18 protein-coding genes and 2 pseudogenes are annotated in these 22237 nt (G+C 70.8%); 9 read left to right on the forward strand and 11 right to left on the reverse strand.

Going from position 1 to position 22237, the window contains the following annotated elements:
• The first annotated feature begins 65 nt into the window (after positions 1 to 65).
• Complete coding sequence (locus K7I03_RS34135) at positions 66 to 1256, forward strand: polymorphic toxin-type HINT domain-containing protein (RefSeq protein WP_313772165.1); 1191 nt, start codon at positions 66 to 68, stop codon at positions 1254 to 1256.
• A 350-nt stretch (positions 1257 to 1606) separates the two neighbouring features.
• Here the strand turns inward: K7I03_RS34135 and K7I03_RS28255 are convergent, their stop codons facing one another.
• The gene (locus tag K7I03_RS28255) at positions 1607 to 3079 is read right to left on the reverse strand and encodes a helix-turn-helix domain-containing protein (RefSeq protein WP_224347252.1); all 1473 of its coding nucleotides are present in this window, start codon (positions 3077 to 3079) and stop codon (positions 1607 to 1609) included.
• 224 nt (positions 3080 to 3303) lie between these two features.
• On the reverse strand, positions 3304 to 4500 hold the full coding sequence (locus K7I03_RS28260; protein ID WP_185944484.1) for a multidrug effflux MFS transporter: 1197 nt from the start codon (positions 4498 to 4500) through the stop codon (positions 3304 to 3306).
• Between the two features lie 377 nt (positions 4501 to 4877).
• Here K7I03_RS28260 and K7I03_RS28265 point away from each other — a divergent pair, with 377 nt between their 5' ends.
• Positions 4878 to 5054, forward strand: a complete 177-nt coding sequence (locus K7I03_RS28265) for a hypothetical protein (RefSeq protein ID WP_185944485.1) — start codon at positions 4878 to 4880, stop codon at positions 5052 to 5054.
• Between the two features lie 298 nt (positions 5055 to 5352).
• Complete coding sequence (locus tag K7I03_RS28270) at positions 5353 to 6762, forward strand: MFS transporter (RefSeq protein WP_185944486.1); 1410 nt, start codon at positions 5353 to 5355, stop codon at positions 6760 to 6762.
• 239 nt (positions 6763 to 7001) lie between these two features.
• Here the strand turns inward: K7I03_RS28270 and K7I03_RS28275 are convergent, their stop codons facing one another.
• Together K7I03_RS28275 and K7I03_RS28280 are read right to left on the reverse strand one after the other, a co-directional pair.
• Positions 7002 to 7721, reverse strand: a complete 720-nt coding sequence (locus K7I03_RS28275; protein ID WP_185944487.1) for a helix-turn-helix transcriptional regulator — start codon at positions 7719 to 7721, stop codon at positions 7002 to 7004.
• 10 nt (positions 7722 to 7731) lie between these two features.
• Positions 7732 to 8670: an alpha/beta hydrolase gene (locus K7I03_RS28280; protein ID WP_185944488.1), complete on the reverse strand. Its 939-nt coding sequence runs from the start codon at positions 8668 to 8670 to the stop codon at positions 7732 to 7734.
• Positions 8671 to 8881: 211 nt separating this feature from the next.
• On the opposite strand from K7I03_RS28280, the pseudogene K7I03_RS28285 reads away from it, so the two are divergent.
• A pseudogene (locus K7I03_RS28285) lies at positions 8882 to 9281 on the forward strand (oxygenase MpaB family protein); the annotation flags it as partial.
• A 584-nt stretch (positions 9282 to 9865) separates the two neighbouring features.
• Positions 9866 to 10744, forward strand: coding sequence for a DUF5655 domain-containing protein (locus K7I03_RS28290; protein WP_185944489.1), 879 nt, complete (start codon positions 9866 to 9868; stop codon positions 10742 to 10744).
• Positions 10745 to 10937: 193 nt separating this feature from the next.
• Here the strand turns inward: K7I03_RS28290 and K7I03_RS33945 are convergent, their stop codons facing one another.
• On the reverse strand, positions 10938 to 11060 hold the full coding sequence (locus K7I03_RS33945) for a hypothetical protein (RefSeq protein WP_260630345.1): 123 nt from the start codon (positions 11058 to 11060) through the stop codon (positions 10938 to 10940).
• Positions 11061 to 11827: 767 nt separating this feature from the next.
• Between K7I03_RS33945 and K7I03_RS28295 the strand changes: the two genes are divergently transcribed.
• Complete coding sequence (locus tag K7I03_RS28295) at positions 11828 to 12088, forward strand: Lrp/AsnC ligand binding domain-containing protein (RefSeq protein ID WP_185944490.1); 261 nt, start codon at positions 11828 to 11830, stop codon at positions 12086 to 12088.
• Positions 12089 to 12146: 58 nt separating this feature from the next.
• Here K7I03_RS28295 and K7I03_RS28300 read toward each other — a convergent pair whose 3' ends face one another.
• Complete coding sequence (locus tag K7I03_RS28300) at positions 12147 to 13043, reverse strand: IS5 family transposase (RefSeq protein ID WP_224347253.1); 897 nt, start codon at positions 13041 to 13043, stop codon at positions 12147 to 12149.
• A 355-nt stretch (positions 13044 to 13398) separates the two neighbouring features.
• Positions 13399 to 14403: a hypothetical protein gene (locus tag K7I03_RS28305; RefSeq protein WP_185944491.1), complete on the reverse strand. Its 1005-nt coding sequence runs from the start codon at positions 14401 to 14403 to the stop codon at positions 13399 to 13401.
• A gap of 475 nt (positions 14404 to 14878) precedes the next feature.
• Here K7I03_RS28305 and K7I03_RS28315 point away from each other — a divergent pair.
• A pseudogene (locus tag K7I03_RS28315) lies at positions 14879 to 15082 on the forward strand (integrase core domain-containing protein); the annotation flags it as partial.
• Here K7I03_RS28315 and K7I03_RS28320 read toward each other — a convergent pair.
• From K7I03_RS28320 to K7I03_RS28335, 4 genes are all read right to left on the reverse strand, one after another.
• Entirely contained in the window at positions 15073 to 16047 is a 975-nt protein-coding gene (locus K7I03_RS28320; protein ID WP_185944492.1) for a terpene synthase family protein, read from the reverse strand. The pseudogene K7I03_RS28315 and the gene K7I03_RS28320 sit on opposite strands and share 10 nt — an antisense overlap.
• Positions 16048 to 16125: 78 nt before the next feature.
• Complete coding sequence (locus tag K7I03_RS28325) at positions 16126 to 17214, reverse strand: polyprenyl synthetase family protein (RefSeq protein WP_185944493.1); 1089 nt, start codon at positions 17212 to 17214, stop codon at positions 16126 to 16128.
• Complete coding sequence (ispG, locus tag K7I03_RS28330) at positions 17211 to 18344, reverse strand: flavodoxin-dependent (E)-4-hydroxy-3-methylbut-2-enyl-diphosphate synthase (protein ID WP_185944494.1); 1134 nt, start codon at positions 18342 to 18344, stop codon at positions 17211 to 17213. Before ispG ends, K7I03_RS28325 begins: the two co-directional genes overlap by 4 nt.
• A 435-nt stretch (positions 18345 to 18779) precedes the next feature.
• The gene (locus K7I03_RS28335) at positions 18780 to 20660 is read right to left on the reverse strand and encodes a 1-deoxy-D-xylulose-5-phosphate synthase (RefSeq protein ID WP_185944495.1); all 1881 of its coding nucleotides are present in this window, start codon (positions 20658 to 20660) and stop codon (positions 18780 to 18782) included.
• Positions 20661 to 21242: 582 nt separating this feature from the next.
• Between K7I03_RS28335 and K7I03_RS28340 the strand changes: the two genes are divergently transcribed.
• Both K7I03_RS28340 and K7I03_RS28345 read left to right on the forward strand, forming a co-directional pair.
• On the forward strand, positions 21243 to 21509 hold the full coding sequence (locus K7I03_RS28340) for a hypothetical protein (RefSeq protein WP_185944496.1): 267 nt from the start codon (positions 21243 to 21245) through the stop codon (positions 21507 to 21509).
• Positions 21509 to 21817: a polyhydroxyalkanoate synthesis regulator DNA-binding domain-containing protein gene (locus K7I03_RS28345; protein WP_185944497.1), complete on the forward strand. Its 309-nt coding sequence runs from the start codon at positions 21509 to 21511 to the stop codon at positions 21815 to 21817. Before K7I03_RS28340 ends, K7I03_RS28345 begins: the two co-directional genes overlap by 1 nt.
• The last annotated feature ends 420 nt before the right edge of the window (positions 21818 to 22237 follow it).

The following is a 22237-nucleotide window of genomic DNA, read 5'->3' on the forward strand; positions in this document are numbered from 1 at the left end:
GGTGCGCCGACGGAGGTCTTCGTCGGCTTGACCGGCGGCCCGTATCGGCTCGCTGGGCCTACGACTTGGCCGACACGGCCTACGCCGCAGCAGCAGACGCCCGTTATTCCGCCGCGCAGGCTGGCCAGGACGCCGCCGCGGCCAAGGACGCCGTCAGCCAGATCAAGGTCCGTGTCCGTGACCTGAAGGCCGCAGAGAAGGCCATGCGGGAGGCCCAGGACCAGATCGCCGGCGCGTCGTCAGAACTGGCCAACAAACTCCTCCAATATAAAAATGTCGAGGAACAGGCCGGCGGCCAGGAGAAGAAAAAGTGCCCCAAGTGGGACCCCGGATGCTGGACGGGTATTGCCGGCGTCATCGCCAAGGTCACACCGTTGAGTGGCATATCTGGGTGCTTCCATGACCCGGGAATAAACCTCGACTGCGCTGAACTCACCCCGGGCCCGGGTGGAAAGGGAGCCAAGTGGGGACTCAAGGGCGGGAAGTGGATCTACGGCAAGTGGGGCAAGAAGGAAGTTGAAAAGGAAGTCGAGAAGGCTGCGGGCAAGGGACGCCGCCTGTCCGACTGCAAGTGCTTCCTGGTCGGCACCAAAGTCCTCATGGGCGACCGCTCCTCTCGCAATATTGAGGCGCTCAAGGTGGGTGACCAGGTTCTCGCAACCCATCCACTCACCGGACGGACCGTACCCCGTCAGGTCACCCGCACGATCGTCACTGACAGCGACAAGCGCTTCAACGAACTGACGATCACAACCCCCAACGGTCCGGCAAGACTCACCGCCACTCACGAGCACCCCTTCTGGGCACCCGACAAGCACCGCTGGCTCCCCGCCCGCGAACTCAGCCCCGGCACCACCCTTCGAACCAGCGACGGCACCACCGCCCGAGTCAAGGCCAACCGCGCCTACGACGACCACGCGCGCACTTACAACCTCACCGTCGACAACCTCCACACGTATTATGTGCTGGCGGGAAAGACTCCTGTACTCGTCCACAATTCCAACTGCCCTGTTCCAATTTCCAAGGGGCGATGGGATCACATATGGGACCGGCATGTTGTTAGAGGCGGCGAGTTCCCCAATAAGAGTAAGTTCTTGACGACGAGCAAAGCGAAGATCCGGAAGATGGTCAACCGTGCGCTCGAGGTCAGACCGGCGACGGAGCGTACTGCTACAAGTTCCCGAATCCGATCGGCCGGAACGGGGCTGGAGATGATCAGTACTACATTCGGGTTGTGGTTCGTGATCGCAAACTAATCACAGTCTTCCCGTCCGAGGGGCCCGGGTGATGAGTGCTTTTGATGCCGGGCTTCCACTCAAGGAGGTGTTGTGGGCGTAGACGTGGCTCTCGTGCGTGTAGAGCAGCGGGGGAGCAGTCCGAGGCGGCGGCGTTCTAGTCAAGTTGATGCCGTACTCGATCTTCATGACGGATTCGCTCGCCTTTGTGGATCCAGTGTGCTCCCCATGCTGAGTCGAGTGGATCCCTACGGGACTCTGGTGTTGGGGTCGAGCGAGATGGATCAGTTCATCTCGGAAATCGAGGACGAACTCATGCGTGTCGAAGACCCTGCAATGAGGGAGTTCCTTGAAGGCGCGCTCAGGCTGGCTCATGAATGCCGCGGGAAAGGAGAAATGCAATTGCGTCTAGACGGAGATTGAAATCTCATGTGAAACCCCTTTGGGATTTGCGGGGCCCGGCCGAACGGTGCCGCCTGGGCGGTGGGGGCATCGGGTGACGCCTCGTGCGGCGGGAGCGGGACGCGGGAAGACCGGCGACGCCGGCACGGCCGGCCCGGGCGGCTGCCGGTGCACGGGGGCGCGTGGTGGGGTGTGATGGCGCGCTGCCAACGGCCCTGAGGGCGAAGGCCCGTTGCTCGCCTTGGAGCAGGCCGCCGCAGATCAGCGCGCCCGCATCGCTCTGTACGATCGGAGTGGCGACGGAGATCGCAGCCGCTTGCCCGGTGGGTCGACCGGCGGCCGGGGGCGTTGCGCCCCCCGCTGCCCACCGGGTGCCGGTGCTGCAGAGGGCGCCGTCTCACCCCGCGCAGGCGTGGTTGTGAGCGCGTCGCGCAGGGCGGCGCGGGGGAGGTGATGCCGAGCCTGGGGAAGACGCGGTAGAGGCGCGAACTGACGGCCCGTGGGGACAACCGGGTGCGCTCGCCGATCTCCTTGTTCGTCAGCCCGGTCGCGGCGAGCTCGGCGATCCGGCGTTCCTGCCAGGTCAGCGCCGCGACGTCGCGGGCCGACGGGGCCAGGGGGTGGCCGACGAACCGCAGTTCGGTGCGGGCACGGTCCGCCCACGCCGCGCAGCCGAGGCGGTCGAAGGCCTCGGCGGCCGGCACCAGCGCCTGCCGGGCGGCGCGCGGTTCCTTCAGTCGTTGCAGGGCGGAGCCGTAGGCGAGGCGGATGCGGGCCAGCTCGAAGGGAAAGTCGCCGGCCGCCGGGTGTGCTTCGACGCGCGCGTACATCGTCGTCGCCTCCGCCAGGTCGTCGGCGGCGGTCATCGCGAGGGCGCCGTAGGCGGAGAGGGCCAGCCGTGGGGACGCCTCCGGCAGGCCGGCCTCGCGGGCCGCCAGGGTGTGCTGCCGCGCCTGCTCACGGCGGCCGCTGTGCAGCGAGGCCTCCACCAGTTCGAGCAGGGCGCGCGGGGCGATCTGGTGGGCGTGGCGGTCGAAGCTGCCCGGCGGCGTCATCCCGATGGCGCACAGGCAGGCCGCCTCGAAGTCTCCTTCGGTGAGCGGCACTCCGGTGGCGATCGCCTCCGTGATCTGGGTGAGCAGACCGACCCCGCGCGGGCGGGCCCAGGCGTCCACGGCGGACTGTGGCTGCCGCGCGGCGCCGAGCCGCCGCTGTCTGGCCGCCAACTGCCCCAGCACGGCCCGGGTGTGGTACGCGAGGAGGACGTGGCCGTGCGCGGTGGACAGCTCCAGCGCCTGGTGCCCGGTCCGCTCCGCCTCCTTCCAGTCGCCGGAGTACATCTGGTCCAGCATCAGCATCCGCAGCATGATCATCACGCTCGACACGGCGCCGGCCTCCCGCTCCCGTTCGGTGGCGCGCCCATGGCGTGCCTCCCGGGACACCGATCGTCCCCCACAGGCAAACACGGCAGAACCGGCCCCGCATCCCCTGACCGGCAGGGCGGCCTCCCCGACGATCAGTGTCGGACAACCCGCCCTTCCGCCCGTGGAACCGCTCCCGGATTACCGCCCCGCCCAGGCAGAACCGCCCGTCGGTCGGCGCTCGGGACGCAACGTCACCGGGACCCCAACCTCCGGTCGGGGCAGGGCCTTGGCCTGTTGACGCCTCAGGAGGCGGGTTCCGTCGCGGCCGTGGGCCGTGCGGCCCGGGTCAGGTTCAGGGCCAGGAGGGCCAGGACGGCGCAGATCGTCATGCCGAGAAAGACGGGGACAGCCGTGTCCCGGCCGCCGAGGCCGACCAGTGGGGCGGCGACGGCGCTCAGGACGCTCTGGACAGTGCCCAGGAGGGCGGATCCGGTGCCGGCGGCGCGGGAGGCGTGTTCCAGAGCGAGGGAGGTGGTCGTGATGCCGACCAGGCATATGCCGACCAGGGCGGCGTAGAGCAGGGCCAGGGTCAGCCACAGGTTCAGCCCGTCGGCGACGGCGGCGGCGAGGGCTGCGGCCGTGGCCGCGAGCATGACGAAGAGCCCGGTGCGCAGCAGGGCGGCCGGGGTGAAGCGTCCGACGAGCTTGGTGATGACGGTGCTGGCGAGGACGCTGACGATGCCGACGGAGGCGAGGGCGGCGGAGTTCTGGCCGACGGTGAGGCCGAGGACGTTCTGGAAGAGGAAGGACGATCCGCCCAGGTAGCAGAAGAGGACGGCCATGGACATGCCGAAGCAGAGCGTGTAGCCGAGGTAGCCACGGTCGGCCAGGACCTCCCGCACCGCGCGCAGGGTGCCGGCCGTGCCGCCGGTGTGGCGCTGCTCGCGGGGCAGGCTCTCCGGGAGGGCGAAGACGGCGGCGAGCAGGGCGAGCAGCGAGACGCCGGTCAGGACCCAGAACACGGTGCGCCAGTCGGCGGCCTCGATCACCACGCCGCCCGCGACGGGGGCGACGACCGGGGCGACGCTGCCGATGGTCATCAGGACCCCGAAGAGCCGGGCCGCGGTGTCGCCCTTGGCCCTGTCGGAGATGACGGCCCGGCCGATGACCACGCCGGCCGCGCCGCTGAAGCCCTGGACGAAGCGGAGCACGATCAGCCAGCCCGCCGACGGGGCGAGGGCGCACAGGGCACTGGCCGCGATGCACGCCGTACCGCCGACCAGGATCGGCCGTCGGCGGCCGAACCGGTCGGACAGCGGCCCCAGGACCAGCTGGCCCAGGCCCATGCCGGTCAGGAACGCGGTCAGGGTGAGCTGGACGCCCGAGGCATTGGTGTGCAGGTCACCGGCCATCTCGGGAAAGGCGGGCAAGTACATGTCGGTGGCCAGGGGCATCACGAACGCCAGCAGCACCAGGGCCGCCATCATCACAACAGGCATGCATTGTCTCCGAAAGGAACGGGTCGAGGAAGGACAGGGCCCTCCTCCGGAGCGGAGGGAGGTCCCGCCGGGCGGGCGACGGGGCCCGCACGACGCCCACCGCGGCGCGCGGAGCCTGAGGGCATTCGAGGCGCCCGCCACCCGCATCGACCGTAGGAACTGCGCCCCCGTCGACGCATCGGCCCGCGGACCGGAATGTAGCCCTCCGAAAGTGCTGCTCCGCAGGCCCCGGCCCAGGACGGACCGTCGGCGGACGTACGTCGCCCGCCCTACCCGCCGATCGGCCGACGCGCGGGCGGGCCGTACGGCCGGACCCTGGAAGGGATCGGGGCGGCAGCAGCAAGCCGCCGATCGATGCGAAGGGAGTACGGGTCGTCATGTCTGCGACCACCGGGGACGAGGCCGCCACTCGGCGGTTGTCCGAGATCGCCGCCTTCTACCTGCGAGGACTGCCCAAGGACGCCCGCGAGAATGCTGTGCGGGAGAGGGCCGCGGAGGAGCTGGAACGGGCCGTTACGGACATCAGGAAGGCTCTGACCAGCGAAAGATGGTGAGGGTCGGCGGACGGCACCGTCCGTCCGTCGCTGCCGCCCGGCTTGCGGACGTTCCGCCCCGCGACGGGTCGACTCCACGAGCCGCACACGCGGGCCGTTGCGGCCGGTGGGCAGTACGCCCGGTCAGGCGAGAGCACTGCGCCGCATCGGCGATCGGCCCCGGACAGGCTGTCCGGGCGGTTCGCCGGCCGGCTCCCCGGAGCGGGCGCCCCGCCCACCCCGTCCGTCCGCTGGCGGCCGGGAACAAGCGGAGGAATTGTCGGAGAGAAAAGGCTTCCGCAGGGAAGGACAAGCCGCCGTGCCCGAGCTCGCCCCCCGCCGACGCGGTCTCGCCCTGGCGGTCTGTTCGGCCGCCATCCTCATGGTCGGCGTCGATGTCACCGCGCTGAACGTCGCCCTCCCCGCCATGGAGCGGGAGCTGTCCGCCTCCGTCTCCGGGATGCAGTGGGCCGTCGCCGCCTACAGCCTGGGCATGGCGACGCTGATGCTCTACGCCGGGTCCACCGCTGACCGGATCGGGCGCAAAAAGGTCCTGCTGGCAGGCATCGTGATCTTCACGGTCGCCTCGGTGCTGTGCGCGCTCGCGCCGTCTCTGCCCGCCCTGATCGGCTTCCGGATCCTTCAGGGCGTGGGGGCCGCGGGCCTGGGCCCCGTCGCCATGGCGATCGTCGCGCACACCTTCCCCGAGCGGCATGAGCGGACCCGCGCCATGGGTATGTGGATGGGGGCCTATGGCCTCGGACTGGCCCTCGGGCCGGTGGTCGGCGGGGTGCTGGTGGACGCTGCCGGCTGGCGGTCGGTGTTCTGGCTGAACGTCCCCTTCGGGATCGCCGCGTCCGTGATCGCGGTGCGCAGCGTCCCGGAGTCGCGGGCCGAGCGGCCGCGCCGGCCGGACCCGGTGGGCCAGCTGCTGGTGATGACCCTGCTGGCGCCGCTGGCGTACGGGATCATCGAAGCGCCGCGCGCCGGCTGGACGGCGCCGGCCGTCATCGCCTGCTTCGTGGTCGCCGTCGCCTCGTGTGCCGCCCTGCTCGCCTACGAGCGCCGCCGGACGGAACCACTGATCGAACTGGGGTTCTTCCATGATCCGCAGTTCGGCGGCGCGATCGCCGCCGCGGTGGCCATCTTCGGGACGTTCGGCGGCTTCTTCTTCCTGACCGCCATCTACTTGCAGAACCCGCTGCGGATGTCCGCCGCCGAGGCGGGCCTGTGGATGCTGGTGCCCGCGGGCGTCCTCGCGATCTCCTCCCTGTACGCGGCCCGGCTCGCCCAGCGGTACGGAGCGCGGTCGCTGATGGTCGGAGCCGGAGTCGCGCTCGCGGCAAGCGGCGCACTGATCGCCCTGTTCGCCGCCGACTCCGCACGCTGGCTGATCGCCGTCGAGTACGTCCTCTTCGGACTGGGCGTCGGTCTGTCGAGCCCGCTGATGATCACCGCCGGCGTCTCGGGCATGCCGGAGGACCGGGCCGGACTCGCCTCCGGGATGCTCACCACCTTCGGCCGCTCCGCCTTCGCGATGGGCGTCGCAGTCCTCGGTGCCATCCTCAACGCCGGGCTGCACGGCGCCCCGCTGACCGACGCGGCAGCCTTCACCTCGGCCGTCCGACCCGCCTGGTGGATCCTCGCGGCCGGCGGAGTGACCACCGCCCTGCTGGGATTCCTGATCACCGGCAAGCAGGCCGCAGACCCGGAGGCCCGGTGCGCCTGATCCAGAGTCTGGCGGCTCCAGGGGGCGCAGAGTCCTGGTGTCCAGCGGAACTTGCAGGGGGTCTTGGTGCCCAGCGGAGCCCGAAGGGCACTTTCCCTCCGCTGACGGGGTGAGCATGTGCAGCGTGCGGCATTGCCGTCCTGCTGCCTCGTCCGGTCGTCATGGCGGTGCACAGGCCCAGCCGCACGATTCGCCGGGCACCCTGGCGGCGTGTGACGGTTACGAAGGATCGCCGCTTCTCATGGCGGGGGTGCGAGCGCGGCCAGTGCGGCGGGTCGCACCGCGCCGGCGGCGGCCGAGCCGCGCAGGAGCTCGGCCAGATCGTGCGTCCCGGCCCGCTCCATGGTGGGAGTCGCCGCCGTGACGCGGTCGAGACGGAAGCCCCGGCCCGCCTCTCGCGTGCGGCACCAGGCGATGAGGTACCACCGGCCGTCGGCGGTGAGCAGCCCGGCCGGCTCCACCGCGCGCTCGCTCTCGCGCCCTGCCGCGTCGATGTAGGACAGCCGCAGCACTGTGCTGGTGGTGAGGGCCTGCTCCACCGCCGTGCGGACCGCGGAGTCGGACGGCGCGGGCACCGCGACGATCCGTGCGGCGAGGTGCTGGGCCGCCGCCGAGGCCGGGCCGGTCATCGAGGCCGCGATCTTCTGGGCTGCCGTGCGGGCCGCACCGGCGTACGGGGCGCAGGCGTCGGCCGTGGCGAGCGCGGCAGCCAGGGCCGAGGCTTCATCGGTGGTGAAGCGGATCGGGGGCAGGGTCATTTCCGGGTCGATCGACCAGCCCCCGCCGCGCCCGGGTGTGGTGCGTACCGGGACGCCGGTCTCCATCAGCGCCTGGAGGTCGCGTTGGACGGTGCGCGTGCTCACCTCGAATCGCGCGGCGAGCGCCGCGACCGTCAGTGGTCGCGGTGCCGTCGCGCGCAACTCCTCCACCAGTGCGTAGAGCCGGGCAGTGCGGTTCATGCGGGCGACGCTACCGGCCCGTGGCGGACAGGAAATCCCGCTCGCGCCGCAGTTCCCGCTCGGTGATGGTCAGGGGGAACAGGGTGAAGCCGTGCATGGCTCCGGCGACGACACCGAGCTGCACAGGTGCGCCTGCCGCCTGCCACCGCCGGGCCAGGAAGAGCGAGTCGTCCCGCAGCGGGTCCTCGGCGCCGACGACGATCCGGGCGGGCGGCAGGCCGGTCAGGTCGGCGAACAGCGGTGAGACCTCCGGGTCGCGGCGCTGCTCCGCCCCCATGCCGGGTGTGAACAGCTCATAGGTCCGCCGAAGCGTGTCGGTGTTGCTCAGCAGCCGCTTGGAGCCGAACGATCGCTGGCTTGGTGTCATCGACAGGTCGTAGGGGCCGAACAGCAGATGGGCCGCCTGGAACGCGCCGGTGATGCCGTGCCGGTCGCGAAGGCGCAGCAGTGTCACGACGCTCAGGTGGGCACCGGCCGATTCACCTCCGATCAGCAGCCGCCAGGTGCCGAACTCGGCCGCGGCGTGCCTCACCAGCCACCGGGCGGCCGCTTCACAGTCGTCGGGCCCGGCGGGGAAGGGGTGTTCCGGCGCGAGGCGGTAATCCACGCTGACCACGGCCAGCCGCGCCTGCTCGGCGAGTCGCCACAGTCTCTCGTCCTGTCCGTCCGCGGAGCCGAACGCCCAGCCGCCTCCGTGAATGTGCACATACACGCCCTCGACGTGGTCCGGCACGAAGACCCGTACCTTCACTCCGCCCTCGACGACGCGGTCTTGGCCCTGTGGCAGTCGTACCGGCGGCCTGTCGCCGCCGAGCCGGTTGCGCCGAAGCGTGGCCAGCAGGGTCGCGTCCGGCGCCTCTTCGCGTGCTGGGCGGCTCGCGGCGGCGGCCTCGAATTGCTTGTTGAATGCCAGGGTCTCGGCGAGGCAGTCCTCATCGGTCATCATCATGTTGCCGACAGTCGCAGCCGTCCGCGACACCGTCCTGTCACCGTTTCCCGGTGAGCTGCGTCACAGGTCTGCCCGCGCCGCCACCCAGCCCCGCCCACCGCCTGATCGGCGCGTCGTCCCGGCCCAGCCGCGGCATCCCTCCGCGACCGGAATCCAGTGAGCACCGACGGGATATGACGACACGTCTGGTCGGGACGGGGAGGCATGCCTGCTCGACCTGTACATGGTCCGGCACATGGGGCCGTCCGAGGAGGGCGAGTCCTGACCCGGCAACTGATCGATCTCTACGAGGAGGTCGTGCCCGGCACCTCTTCGACCCGATCGTGTCCGCCCTCATCCGCCCCCTCGTCGGCGACACGTGCGCCGAATGGCTCCGGGTACCGCGGACCCCGTGGGACACCGTCGTCAAGGCCGTACCCCACCTCCTCGGCATCCTGGAAACCATAGAGGACCGCTCCCCGCTCGGTGCCTGGGCCCTGGGCCGCCTCGGCCACCTCACCACCGTGTCCGAGCTGTCCTCCTTCACTCGCGGACACGTCATGCACTACGCCATTCCCGAACAGCTCAAGAAGGACTACGGCGTCTCCAGCGCGGTTTCCCGCACGGTTCGGCGCTCCGTGGGGTGGCCGGACCTTACAGGGCGAAGGCTTCGCGGCGCTCACAGCACGTGCCGCAGGTGCCGCAGTGGGCCGTGCCCCCCTTCGGCCGGTCGGGAGCGGTATGGGCCCGGGAGAACTGGGGGTTACGACATAGTCCCGGCCCTGCCGGACTGTCGCTCCGAGCAAGGCGCCTGACGACAAAAGCCCGGGTCAGGCGCCTTTTCGTGTGGCCCCTAGAAGAAGCCGAGCTTCTTCGGGGAGTACGAGACGAGCAGGTTCTTCGTCTGCTGGTGGTACAGCAGCCGCACTGCTCTGACCAGGGGAAATGCTGTTGTGTGCGGCTTCTGGGAGGAGTCTGGGCCGGGAATGGTCCGGATCTTGGTCCCGTTCGTCCGGCGCCCCGGGCTGCTGTCGCGTGTTCGGCGGAGGGTGGCCAGCGTCGCGAGGAGGTGAAGAGATCAGCCGTGGCGTCGTGAAGCTGCGCTTGTTGTCAGGCGAGACGACGACAGGACGGACGTAGGGTCGGCGGCACCTCGAAATAGCCGTGCTGCGCCTGTTGTTGCTGCCGTTATGGAGCTGAGGGAGGGGATTTGGGGATGAGGCTGTTCCGCACGCAGGGCTGTGTTACGGAGGTCGGGTCGCGTCTTGCCGAGGTCGAGGCGGATGTGCAGGACCTTGTCGAGGCCAACCTCGAGGTGATGCTCGGTGTGCGGTTCCTGGCGAGTGAGTACAGCACTGGGCCCGTGCACGGCGGCCGGATCGACACCCTGGGGATCGACGAGAACGGTGCCCCCGTGGTCATCGAGTTCAAGCGTGCGATAGACGCTGGCGTAATCAACCAGGGGCTCTTTTACCTTTCGTGGCTGGTGGACCACAAGGCGGAGTTCGGGCACTTGGTCCGCGACCGGCTCGGGGCAGCGGTCGCGGCCCAGGTGCTCTGGAGCGCGCCCCGGCTGATCTGCGTCGCCGGCAACTTCACCCGCTACGACGTCCATGCCATCCGCGAGCACCGGCGCAGCATCGACCTGGTCCGCTACCGCTTCTTCGGCACCGACCACTTCGGCCTGGAGACTGTCGCCTCCGTCGCCGCCCAGACGACGGTGCCGCGCACCCGCCGGGCGAGTGAGACCGCGGCGCCCGGTGCCCGTGTGGCCGCTGCAGCGATGGAGGAGCTGTTCGCTGAGGTCGACCAGGTTCTGCTCGGGCTCGGTGACGACATCACCAAGGTCCAGCGCAAGACCTACCGCGCCTACCAGCGCCTGCGGAACTTCGCCTGCGTCTGCCCGCCACAGAAGAACAAGCTGCTCGTCTACCTCAAGGTCAACCCCAAGGAGATCGAACTCGTCCCCGGCTTCACCCGGGACGTCACGGCGCTCGGCCACCACGGGACCGGCGACCTGGAAGTGCGGCTGCGCACGGACCGCGACCTGGAGCGGGCCCAAGAGCTGTTCCGGCTCAGCTACACCGCGGCGTAGGCACCGGCGGGTACTTGCCCGGTGCCCGGGTGGCGGGCCACGGCGTATGGAGTTGGCGGTTCGGTCTTGCTAGGGCCTCTCGATGCGGCGGTCATGGACTGGCGGTGGATTTCCTATGGTGCAGTGGATCCCCGGTTTCGCTAACCGGGGATCCACTGCTATAGCGCTGAACCTGGGCACGGCGCTCCCTACATCACCAGCCGGAGGGTTTGGCGGTGCCCACGGCACGGGCCACGGTGATTTCGATGACGACCCGGTTCGGGTTGACGCGCGGGGGCTTGTACCGCTGGGTGTAGCGTCGGTCTGCGTCGGCCACGGATCCAAGGTCGTCCTTGATGACCGCAGTGCCTTCGAGGACGCACCAGCAGCGGCCTTTGGCCTGGCTTCCGGTCACCGTCACGCCGGGGCCGACGACGCGAACGTTGCGGACCTTCTCGCCCTAAATCGTCAGCGGGCGCGTGCACCGTTGCCGGGCGACGGGGCGGGCGGGGGAAGCCGTGCTGACGCGACGGGCAGGACAGTGCGTGTTGGTCCGGAAGGTGATCGGACCCCTGCCCGTGGGTCATGTGGAAGGTGAGGTCATGGACCACGGCTGCCGGGCATCGCCCTCAACCGGCTCGAACGGCACAACAAGAGCGCGAAGTGGTTCAGCCGCCTCCGCGCGAACCAGGGCCGCACCCTTCTCTTCCACGGCCACCTCAAGCCCGCCCTCCTGCGGAACGAGGCACCGCAATACGCGCTCTGGCAGGGCACCGTCTGACACAGCAGCCGCACCGACGACCTCATGCAGAAGGAGGTCGAGCGAAAACGCCAGGAGCGCGAAGGCACGACAGCCCGCCTCCCGGGTTCTCAGTAGTTTCCGTCGAGGGTCTGTCCGGCCCGCGCCGTGATCACATCATCCGGTGGCTGGCTGCGTCACCGTCCGGGTCGTCCAAGGACGGCCGCGCCACCGTCTCCGAACTCGCCCACGCCACGGGCCGCTCACCCGCCAGCATCACCCGGCGTCTCGACCACCTGCGCTCCACCGCGGCCCTGCGCCTCGCCGTCGACTACATCCCGGAATACCTGGGCTACGACATGCAGGTGCGTTTCTGGCTCCGCGTGGCCCCCGGACAGCTCGGAACCGTCGGCACCGCCCTGGCCGCCCACCCAGAAATCCCCTTCGCGGCCGTCACCACCGGCGCATCCAACCTGTTCGCGACCGGGCTCTTTCGCGACACCGACGAGCTGTACCAGTACCTGGACCACCGCATCGGCACCCTCCCCGGCGTGCAGTCCATCGAGACCACCCCCATCCTGCGAGAAGTCAAACGCCTGACGTACCACCCCACCGCCGCCCGATGAGCACCGCGTAGCGGCCAGGCGCACGCACGCCACCCCAGTGATGCGGCCAGTGCCTGACTCACGCAATCCGTAACTGAGCGTTTGGTCCGCTGGTTTGCGTTTGGTTCCGGCAGGTCAGGTGCCGCGCCCGTTTGGGGTGGCTTCGTCGGTGAGGCGGCGGCTCATTAGGTCGATCATCGCGATTGGGAAAATGGCTTCGGAACGGTGTGGGTGGGTCTCGTAGTCGCGGGCGAGGGCGGCGGTGGTGCATGAGCCAGCCGATGCTGCGTTCGATGGTCCAGCGCCGGGGGACGATCGTGAACCCTTGGGTGCCCGGCGGACATTGGACGGGCTGGACGTCGATGCCGAGGCGGGCGCCATGGCCGATGGCGGTGGTGCGGTAGCCGGCGTCTACCCAGGCTTTGCTGAAGCGGAGGTGGGCTGTGGCGATGCGGGACAGGAGCTGGACGCCGGCGGCGGTGTCGGAGATGCTCGCGGCTGTGACCATGACGGTCAGCAGCAGCCCAGGGGTGTCCGTGGCCCAGGTGACGCTTGCGGCCGATGATCCGTTTCCTGGTGTCGGTGCCCTGATCCGCGAGGTGGACGTTGGCGGAGGTTTTGATGGTCTGGGAGTCCAGCACGCAGGCTGACGGTTCGCTGTCGCGTCCCTCCTTCTGGCGGACCAGGCGCCGCAGCAAGCCGGTGAGCTGTTCGAAACACCGTCCTGCTGCCACTTTGCGAAGTACCCGTAGACGGTGGCCCACGGTGCGAAGTCGTGCGGGAGGTACCGCCAGGGGATGCCGGTGCGGTCCACGTAGAGGATGGCGTTCATGATCTGCCGCAGGTCGTGCTCAGGCGGGCGTCCGATGTCCAGGGCGTGCTGGCGCCGGCTGGCCCGCCAGGCCGAGAGGACGGGTTCGATCAGCGTCCAGCGGTCGTCGGACAGGTCGCCGGGGTAGCCGCTACGCAGAGTCATGTTTCTGGTGTGCCGCGCGGGAACAGGCCCTGTCAGCAGGTAAATCCCCGCGCACGGGGCGGTGTTGGGATGAGACAGGAGAAGCCGGAGCGAAGTAGTCCTCTGCTGTCGCAGCACGGACAGCCACCGCACCTGCCCCTCCCGCCCCAGACCACCTAGGCGGGAAAACCCCGACACACCGCCCGCAAACAGGACCAAACGCTCAGTTAGAGGTCGTGTCGACCTCGGTTGCTTCGATATTCCCCGGTTTCTGCGGCGTGGCCCGGCGGCGCGGAGTCAGCCGCCCCCTACTGCGCCGAGCCGCGCTTGGGGCAGTAGGGGGGGGCGGCTGGTGCGGTCGGTTGGCGCTGGCCGCTCACCAGGTAAGGATGACGGTGCCGGGGGAACCGCGCAGGCCCGCCGCCCCCGTGCTGCCTTTGAATCCCTCCCCGGTGTGCTGGTCGTTGGTGTGGGTCTTGCCCCGGCCGCCGAAACCGGGGTCACCACCGGCGCCGCCGTCACCCCCGCGTCCGGCACGGTCACCGAGTGGCCCGGGACCGCCCTTGCCGCCGACGGACGACCTTCCGTCGCCCGCTTGAGTGCCGTAACCGTGCCGCAGCGACTTCTGCTTGCAAAAGGTGTTGCCGTTCCGGCCGCCTGCTCCGTTTGTCCCGGGGTCGCCCTCGGTGTGCGGCGTTCCGTTGGGGGAGCCGCCGCGGCCACCCCCGCCACCGGACCCCGGGTGCCCCTCCGATCCACCCTTGGCGTCCGCGAGGGCGCGGCCGTACCGATAGTGCTTCTCCCCGGTGTGCCGCAGGACGCCGGAGAGCAGTCCGGGGGAGGCCGTGCGACCCGATTGGCCCGTGCTTCCGGGGCCGGCGTCCCGCCCGAGGGTCTTGCGGACGGTGCCGTAGCCCCCGGCACCTCCTTGGCCCCCGGTGGCGCCCTCGCCACCGTCCCCTACGACGATGTCCAGTTCCTCACCCGGGCTGACGCTGACGCGGCAGACGATCAGCGAACCTCCACCGCCTCCACCACCGGCACCACCTCGGCCACCCGGACGGCCGTGCACATCGAGGCCCGCCGAATTGCCGAAGAGGTTCGTCCCGGCGCCTCCGCCTCCGCCCCCACCCCCGCCGCCTCCGCTGCCACCGGCGCCTCCACCGACAGCAGTAATGGTCAACTCCTGGACCCCGGCCGGGACTTTCCAGATCGCCGGGTCAGCCACGGTCGAGGGAGCGGAGAAGACCGCCCGGTTCTGCGCGTGCGCCGGGTAGGCCCCCCAGACACCGCCGACGACCAGCGCCGCCGAGGCACTCACCACACCCCACGGCCGCACGGCCGCCGACAGAGCGGAGCGGCGTTGAGTTGCGAAGGACATACGGATCCTCTCGTTCTTACAGGGAAGCCCACGCTGTACAGCGTGTGTCGCGTACATCGTGGGGAGGGCCGCCGCTCGTTCCGTGGAAGCGACGACGACGGCGCACCCGGGCCGGCCGCCACCGTCACCGCTCAGGCAGTCAGCCAGTCCTCAGGCATCGAAGTGGTAACCGCTTCGAATGTAGATCGGGCCGGATGATGAGTAAGAGCAAGTGCCGCGTCTTCGCACGGAAGAGTGACCCGGACCAGATGGTGCGGTCCTTGCGTCCGATGACCACTGGGTGGAGCCCGGCGGACCTGGTCGCCTGCCGCTCGGGCGCTCTGGGTGCTCCGGTGGAAGTTCGGGGCGCTGTTCGGCTGGTACACACCAGATGCCGGCGTCGGCACGCGGGTTCGGTCGCTGCGGGAGCGGATACCACAGGACCTGCGCGACACTCCCGCCCCCGAGTTCCGTGCTCAACGGTTCACCTCCCTTGGCCTACCACCAGCCCTACACCTCAGACGCCGAACGCCAGGCAGCATTCCCCGACTGGCTGGACTGGTACAACTACCACCGGCCCCACACCGGCATCGGAGGCCAACCCCCAGCCAACCGCGTCACCAACGTGTCCGGTCAGCACACCCAGGGCGTGTTGGGAAACGTGATGCTGGGAGATCGTGCGGCTTGCTGTCAGGCGTAGGTGCCGGTGTAGCGGCCGGTGACGAGGTGCCATTCGTAGTTGGCGCGCATCCAGTCGCGGGTGTGGGTGAGGAAGTTGTCGAGGGCATCGTGTTCGGCTGGGGTGGGCGTGACGCGTTCGGCGGCCGCCCGTAGGCGGGCTTCCTCAGTGAGGTATTTGTGCACCCAGTGCTGGACCTGGTGTTGTGCGTGGCGGACGGCTTCGTCGCGGGTCATGTCCTGGTGGTGTTCGAGGAGGGGGATGAGGTTGATCCGCTCCCGGGTGTGCTTTTCCTCCTTGTCGAGGGAGATGACGTCGTTGACGGTGCCGACGACCAGGGTGGACAGCTCCCGCAGTCGGTGCATGTGGGGGTGGCGGGCGAGGTGGTCGGGTACTTCGGCGGTGAGGTGGGGTCGGAAGCGTTCGGCGAGGTCGAAGCAGGGCTGGACGGCGGTGGAGTGCAGGCGTAGCCGCTGGTATTCGTCCAGGCCGGGCAGCGGGTGGTCACTGCCTCTGATGGCGGCTTCGTATTCGTAGACATGGAAGTAGCCCTGCCAGTGGTCGGCGGCACGCTGTCGCCACTGCTCCGACATCGGGCCGGTGATGCGTGCCCATAGGCCGCGGTACACCGCCAGGAGTGGGTCGTCGGTGCTGCGGGGGCGGGTGTCGGTGGTGCGGACGGTGTGGATGTAGGGCAGGCAGATGGTGGCGGCGCGCTTGGGGTCTTCGCCGAGCGGGCTGTCGAACTGATCGTCGAACAGGGGCCACCAGATGAACAGTCGGGTGGCCAGATAGAGGTCATCGGCCGGGGCGTCGGGCCAGGCCAGGCCGCAGAAGAGGGCCATCTGCCAGGCGTCGTAGGCGGGCAAGTGCTGCAAGTTGAGCAAGCCGGTGTCCAGGGCCCATCGGCGGGCGCGTTCGTGGGTGTCGGCGATGTGCGGACTGCGTCGGCTGGGGAAGGGGATGTCGAAGTCGACCATGGGCATGAGGGCCTCTGGCGTTCGGTGGTGACAGAGGGCAGCGGTGGTCAGCGGCCGAAGCGCCGGCTACGTCGGGAAAGGTGGTCATGACTGCCTCACGGTGGCCGCCAAGGCGACGTCGTGCAGGACGTGGCGGGCGGCGGGCGGGGCAGGGAGGCCGTCGAGGGCATTGAGGGCCTGCTTACAACGATGGCGGATTAGTTGTTCCACGGTGGCGCGGGCGCCGGTGGAGACGAGGACGGCGCGGACGCGGGCGGCGGTGTCTTCGGTCAGGCCGGGGTCGCCCAGGGCCTGGCGGAGCAGTTCGCGTTGGTCGGAGTCGGCGTGGTGGAGAGCGTGGGCGATGAGAACGGTGTGTTTGCCTTCGCGGAGGTCGTCGAGGTTGGGTTTGCCGGTGCGGGTGGGGTCGCCGAAGACGCCGAGGAGGTCGTCGCGGAGCTGGAAGGCCTCGCCGAGCGGGAGGGCGTACGCGGTGAGGGCCTGGCGGAGGGCGGGGCCGCCCCCGGCGAGGGCGGCGCCGATGTGCAGGGGCCGTTCGACGGTGTACTTGGCGGTCTTGTAGAGGATGACGCGCAGCGGGGCGTCGAGGTCGGTAGCGGTCGTGGCGTCCTGGATGAGGTCGAGGTACTGGCCGTGAATGACCTCGGCGTGCATGGCGTCGATGAGCGGCCAGGCGGCCTCTGCCTGCGTCGGCGTCAGGCCGGCGGTGTGCAGGAGTTCGTCGGACCAGACGAAGGCGAGGTCCCCGACGAGGACGGCGGCGTGGGCGCCGAGTTCGTCGGCGCCGGCCGGCGAGCGGGCCGGCCGGTGGCGGGCGGCCAGGATGCGGTGGACGGTGGGGTGGCCGCGGCGCAGGGCGGAGTGGTCCATGACGTCGTCGTGGATGAGGCAGAAGTCGTGGAAGATTTCCAGGGCGGCGGCCGTGCGGACGACCGGCGGTGGCGGGGGCGCTTCGGCGACGGTGTGCCAGCCGAGCAGGCACAGCAGGGGGCGCAGGCGTTTGCCGCCGTCGAGGACGAACTCGGCCAGGACCTCGGTCGCTTCCGCGGGCATGCCTGCTGCGTGTGTGGCGTCGCGTTTGGCGTTGACGAAGCTCGTCAGGGCCTCTTCGATCTGGCGGCGGAGGTGGACGAGGTCCGGGGGTCCGGTGGTCAGGGTGGGAGACGGGTTCATGTGGGGTCACCCGTTTCGGGGGGAGGCGGTTCGGTGAGGCGGAGAGCTTCCTCCAGCAGGGCCTCCACGACGCGGTGTTCAGGAACGGTGCGCACGACTTCGCCGTGGACGAAGATCTGGCCTTTGCCGTTGCCGCAGGAGACGCCGAGGTCGGCTTCGCGTGCTTCGCCGGGGCCGTTGACGACGCAGCCCATGACGGCGACGCGCAGGGGATGGGGAAAGCCGTCGAAGGCGGCCTGGACTTCGGTGGCGAGGCGGTGGATGTCGACTTGAAGGCGGCCGCAGCCGGGGCAGGAGACGATCTCCAACTGGCGGGGGCGCAGGCCGAGGGACTGGAGGATGTGGATGCCGGCTGTGACCTGCTCGACGGGTGGGGCGGAGAGGGAGACGCGGATGGTGTCGCCGATGCCTTCACCGAGGAGGATGCCGAAGGCGACGGCGGATTTGATCGCGCCCTGGAAAGCCGGTCCCGCTTCGGTGACGCCGAGGTGGAGGGGGTAGTCGCAGGCGGCGGCGAGGAGGCGGTTGGCGGCGACGACGGTCATCGGGTCATGGTGCTTCACCGCGATCTTGATGTCCGTGAAGCCGTGCTCCTCGAAGAGGGAGCACTCCCACAACGCCGACTCCACCAACGCCTCCGGCGTCGCGGCGCCGTGTTTGGCCAGCAGCCGCGGGTCGAGGGAGCCGGCGTTGACGCCGACGCGGATCGGTACCTTCGCGGCCGAGGCGGCCTTGGCGATCTCGGCGACGCGGTCGTCGAAGCGCTTGATGTTGCCGGGGTTGACGCGCACCGCCGCGCAGCCGGCGTCGATCGCGGCGAAGACGTAACGGGGCTGGAAGTGGATGTCCGCCACGACCGGCAGGGGGGACTTCGCGACGATGGCCCGCAGGGCGTCGGCGTCGTCCCGCGAGGGCACGGCCACCCGCACGATGTCACAACCCGCGGCCGTGATCTCCGCGATCTGCCGCAGTGTCGCATCCACGTCCGCGGTCGTGGTGGTCGTCATGGTCTGCACGGAAATCGGCGCACCGCCCCCGACCGGGACGTCACCGACCCGGATCCGCCGCGAGGCACGGCGTTCCGGCGGCTTCGGGGGGACGGTGGGCAGCCCGAGGCGGGTGGGCGTCATGACATCTCCGGTACGCGGCCGGTTCCGCCAGGCGGGGTGGTGAACGGTCGTCGGGGGGAGCTGTGGGCGGGCTCGCGGCCGTAGGTGCTGCTGACGTGTGGTGGCGGGGGCATGGGGGCTCCGTTCGAGGTGCGTGCGGGCCGGGGGCTTTCGGCGGGAGGGCCGGACTCCTGTGGCGCGCTGTCACTGGTGTCAGGAGGGCCGCGGGGTGATGTCCAGGAAGGCGCCGGGGGGCAGGAGAGGTCAGGGGCGGGGGACGGGCAGGGCGTGGCCAATTCCCAGCGGGTGGGAGAAACGGATGTCCGGTGGCCGCCGGCAGGGCGCCAGGGCCGGAGTGCCGCCCGGGGAGGAGGGCATCGGCGCCGGGGGCGCGCCGGGCCGGGCGGTGCTCCGGCGGCTCGGGGGGTCGGCCGGGCAGCCGGCGGCCGGTGTTCATCACGGTCGCCGCCGGCCGTTGACCGGGTTGGCGAGGGGAGCGACGTCGTAGGTGAGGAAGTCGGTATGGGCGCGCAGAATGGCGGAGGTGATGCCGTCGGCGTCGAGTCCGGCGTCGGCCAGGAGGTCGGCTCGGGTGCCGTGGGGGAGGAAGGCGCGGGGCAGGCCCAGGCAGCGCACCGGGGTGGTGACGGCGGCGTCGGCGCACGCCTGGGCGAGCAGGTTGCCGAAGCCGCCGGTGCGGGTGTTGTCCTCCACGGTCACGGTCAGGTGGTGGCGTGCGGCGAGGTGGACGAGGGCGCGGTTGACGGGGGTGATCCAGCGGGGGTCGACCACGGTGGAGCCGATGCCCTCGTCCTCTTCGAGTTGCCGGGCCGCCGCGACGGCGGCGCCCGCGGTGAGGCCCGCGGAGACGAGGAGGACGTCCAGGGAACGGCCGGCGCTGCGGTGGAGGACGTCCACGCCGTCCATGCGAGCCAGTGCCTCCAGGTCGGGCCCGGCCGGGGCTTTGGGCAGGCGCAGGGCGGTCGGCCCGTCATCGGTGGCGACGGCCTCGCGCAACAGCTCTTTGAGGCGTGTGGTGTCGCGGGGGGCGGCGACGCGCAGGCCGGGGACGAGGGCGAGGAGGCTGATGTCCCACATGCCGTGGTGCGAGGGGCCGTCGGGGCCGGTGATGCCGGCGCGGTCCAGGACGAGGGTGACGGGCAGGCGGTGCAGGGCCACGTCCATCAGGACCTGGTCGAAGGCGCGGTTGAGGAACGTGGCGTAGACGGCCACCACGGGGTGGAGGCCGCCCATGGCCAGGCCCGCGGCGCTGGTGACGGCGTGCTGTTCGGCGATGCCGACGTCGAAGACGCGGCCGGGATGGGCCACGGCCATGGGGTGCAGGCCGGTGGGGCGGAGCATCGCCGCGGTCACCGCGACCAGGTCCGGCCGCTGCTCGGCCAAGGCGAGCAGCTCCTGGCCGAAGACGTCGGTCCAGCTGCCGGGCTGCCGTACGGGCGGCGCGGCGGTGGCCCGGGTGCGGCCGGTGACGGGATCGATCACTCCGACGGCATGGAAGCAGTCCGCCTCGTCCGCCTCCGCGAAGGGATATCCCTTGCCCTTGACGGTGACGACGTGCACGACGGCGGGGCGGCCCAGGGCGCGGGCTTGGCGCAGCGCCTCCTCCACCGCGGGGATGTCGTGTCCGTCGACCGGCCCGAGGCAGGCCAGGCCGTGCGCGGCGAACACGTCGTTCCCGGCCGGGTGCGGGCCGGGGGCGCGCAGCGCGGCCAGGCGGGTGGCGACGGCGCCGGTGGTGGGGGAGTAGGAGCGGCCGTTGTCGTTGAGGACGACGATCACCGGGCGTTCGGGGGCGGCGCCGATGTTGTCGAGCGCTTCCCACGCCATGCCGCCGGTGAGCGCGCCGTCGCCGATGACCGCTACCACCGCACGGTCCCGTTCCCCCGCCAGGGCGCGGGCCTTGGCGAGCCCGTCGGCGTAGGACAGGGCGGTGGAGGCGTGCGAGTTCTCGATCAGATCGTGTTCGGACTCCGCGCGGCAGCAGTATCCCGACAGGCCGCCGGCCCGGCGCAGCTGTTCGAAGCCTTTCTGGCGGCCGGTCAGCAGCTTGTGGACGTACGCCTGGTGTCCGATGTCGAACAGGACGCTGTCGCGCGGCGAGTGGAAGACGCGGTGCAGGGCGATCGTCAGCTCGACCACCCCCAGGCTCGGGCCCAGGTGACCGCCCGAGGCGCACACCGTTGTCACCAGGTAGCGCCGGATGTCCTCGGCCAGCGCCGGCAGTGCTTCCGCCGGCAGGGTGCGTAAGGCCTCCGGGCCCGTTACGGACGCCAGAAGTGGCGGTACTTTTGTCGTATTGCCAGGGGGGTTCTGCATGAGGGCCTCCGCGCTGGGCTGATAATGGGCCCCGCCTGCGGCGGCGGGCCCGGGTGCGGTGATCGACGCCGTGTTCCTTTCCGAGGGCGGCTTCGTGCGGGCCGCCGCGCCGCGGGGTCGGCGACCGTTACTTTGGGGGCGGCGACGTCGTCCACGGTGCACATGCCCAGCGTCCGGCAACCCCGATGTAGGGCGGCAGGTGCATTCGCCGGCCGGAGGAAGCGCGGCGGTACCTCCGCGAATGTCCGCGCCACACAGGGCCGGGCGGGTTCCCACCGTGCGCACCACCCGGCTTGTCCCGGCCTCCTTGTGCCGGGGCACTGAGGCGCCCACGAGCGTGGTGCGCACCGAGGGTGGGGCGTGTCGGGAGGCATGGGGCGGGCAGCCACGTCGTACGCCCTCATGCCTCTCCCTCGGCGTCCGAGTGCCGCCGGCCGGGCCCGTGCGCGTCTGGACGGGTATGACGGCGTGTGTCGTCATGAAAGGAGTGGCCGGGCCCGTCCGCGAGAGCGCCGCATGGGCACGGCACCCCTGCCCGCGCGTGCCGGCCGGGAAGAGCCGGCGCAGAAGAAGGGGCCAGTCATGACCACCCGTTCGAGGGGCCGCCGCCGTAGCGGCCTCATCCGTTTCATCGGCGACGTCATCGATGACGCGAAGGACTTCACCGACGACTGCCTGGACCGGGCACGCGACCTGGAGTACGACCTGCGCAAGGCGGCGAGCAACGCCGTCCGGCCCGACGAGGACGACGACCGCCGGCCGGCCGCCCGGACCGGCCGCACCGCCACCCCGCGGACGCCGGTGGCCGGCAAGAAGCACCCGGACGTGACGGGCCCCGGGGTGCGTTGATGCGGGATGCCGCCTCACGCCAAGGGCCGCCCGGACCGGCCCGGGTGGTGCGGGAACTGACCCGTCACCATGACGGCTCGCTGCACGACACCACCGCGCACCGGCCCGTCTCGCTCGGCGAGCTGGCGGACGACGTACGCGCGGGAGCCACCTTTCGGGCGCGGGACGCGGCCACGAACCGGGATTGCACCTACCAGGTCCTGGCCACCGTCCTCGCCGGAGCGCTCTCCTGGATACCCGCCCCTTTGGGGCACGGGGCCGTGCCGTCCGCGACGATCGCCACCCTTCTGGCGCCCGAGCGGAGCTGACCGGGCGTCACAGGCAGTCATCGGCGCCGCCGTCCGGCAAGCCATATCCCGCCGGTCCACCGGCGGAGGGGGAGGTGAGCGGCGTGCCGTCGGCCACGGGCCGGTCGAACGAGGTGGCGCCGTCCGGCGGCGCGTCGCCCGGGAGTGGCCGGCGAGGGCACGGCCGTGTGGGCTCGGGGGCGGGCGACGGTTCTTCCCGTGCGCCACTGCGGCCTGGTGAAGCCTCGCTGCCCCCGGCGGGGCCGGATCGCGGCCTCGGTGGTGACAGGGAGCGCTGGGACACGGCGTCCCGGCTGTCCGCCGAGGGCGTCGGCGCGGCGTCGCCGGCCGGGATGGGCGCGCCAACGGGCGGTGGGCCCTGCCGCGATGCGCCGGGTGACGGTGTGGCGGATCGGGAGGGCGACGCGGCGGAGCCCGCCG

Origin of the sequence: Streptomyces mobaraensis (assembly GCF_020099395.1) — a bacterium.
Classification (GTDB): domain Bacteria; phylum Actinomycetota; class Actinomycetes; order Streptomycetales; family Streptomycetaceae; genus Streptomyces.

What these genes read in the sequence shown, in the direction of transcription:
- K7I03_RS28260 (WP_185944484.1), bottom strand. Translation starts at nt 4,500, where the DNA reads ATGCCTGTTGTGATGATGGCGGCCCTGGTGCTGCTGGCGTTCGTGATG.
- K7I03_RS28265 (WP_185944485.1), top strand. Translation starts at nt 4,878, where the DNA reads ATGTCTGCGACCACCGGGGACGAGGCCGCCACTCGGCGGTTGTCCGAG.
- K7I03_RS28275 (WP_185944487.1), bottom strand. Translation starts at nt 7,721, where the DNA reads ATGAACCGCACTGCCCGGCTCTACGCACTGGTGGAGGAGTTGCGCGCG.
- K7I03_RS28280 (WP_185944488.1), bottom strand. Translation starts at nt 8,670, where the DNA reads ATGATGATGACCGATGAGGACTGCCTCGCCGAGACCCTGGCATTCAAC.
- K7I03_RS28290 (WP_185944489.1), top strand. Translation starts at nt 9,866, where the DNA reads ATGAGGCTGTTCCGCACGCAGGGCTGTGTTACGGAGGTCGGGTCGCGT.
- K7I03_RS28300 (WP_224347253.1), bottom strand. Translation starts at nt 13,043, where the DNA reads ATGACTCTGCGTAGCGGCTACCCCGGCGACCTGTCCGACGACCGCTGG.
- K7I03_RS28305 (WP_185944491.1), bottom strand. Translation starts at nt 14,403, where the DNA reads ATGTCCTTCGCAACTCAACGCCGCTCCGCTCTGTCGGCGGCCGTGCGG.
- K7I03_RS28320 (WP_185944492.1), bottom strand. Translation starts at nt 16,047, where the DNA reads ATGCCCATGGTCGACTTCGACATCCCCTTCCCCAGCCGACGCAGTCCG.
- K7I03_RS28325 (WP_185944493.1), bottom strand. Translation starts at nt 17,214, where the DNA reads ATGAACCCGTCTCCCACCCTGACCACCGGACCCCCGGACCTCGTCCAC.
- ispG (WP_185944494.1), bottom strand. Translation starts at nt 18,344, where the DNA reads ATGACGCCCACCCGCCTCGGGCTGCCCACCGTCCCCCCGAAGCCGCCG.
- K7I03_RS28335 (WP_185944495.1), bottom strand. Translation starts at nt 20,660, where the DNA reads ATGCAGAACCCCCCTGGCAATACGACAAAAGTACCGCCACTTCTGGCG.
- K7I03_RS28340 (WP_185944496.1), top strand. Translation starts at nt 21,243, where the DNA reads ATGACCACCCGTTCGAGGGGCCGCCGCCGTAGCGGCCTCATCCGTTTC.
- K7I03_RS28345 (WP_185944497.1), top strand. Translation starts at nt 21,509, where the DNA reads ATGCGGGATGCCGCCTCACGCCAAGGGCCGCCCGGACCGGCCCGGGTG.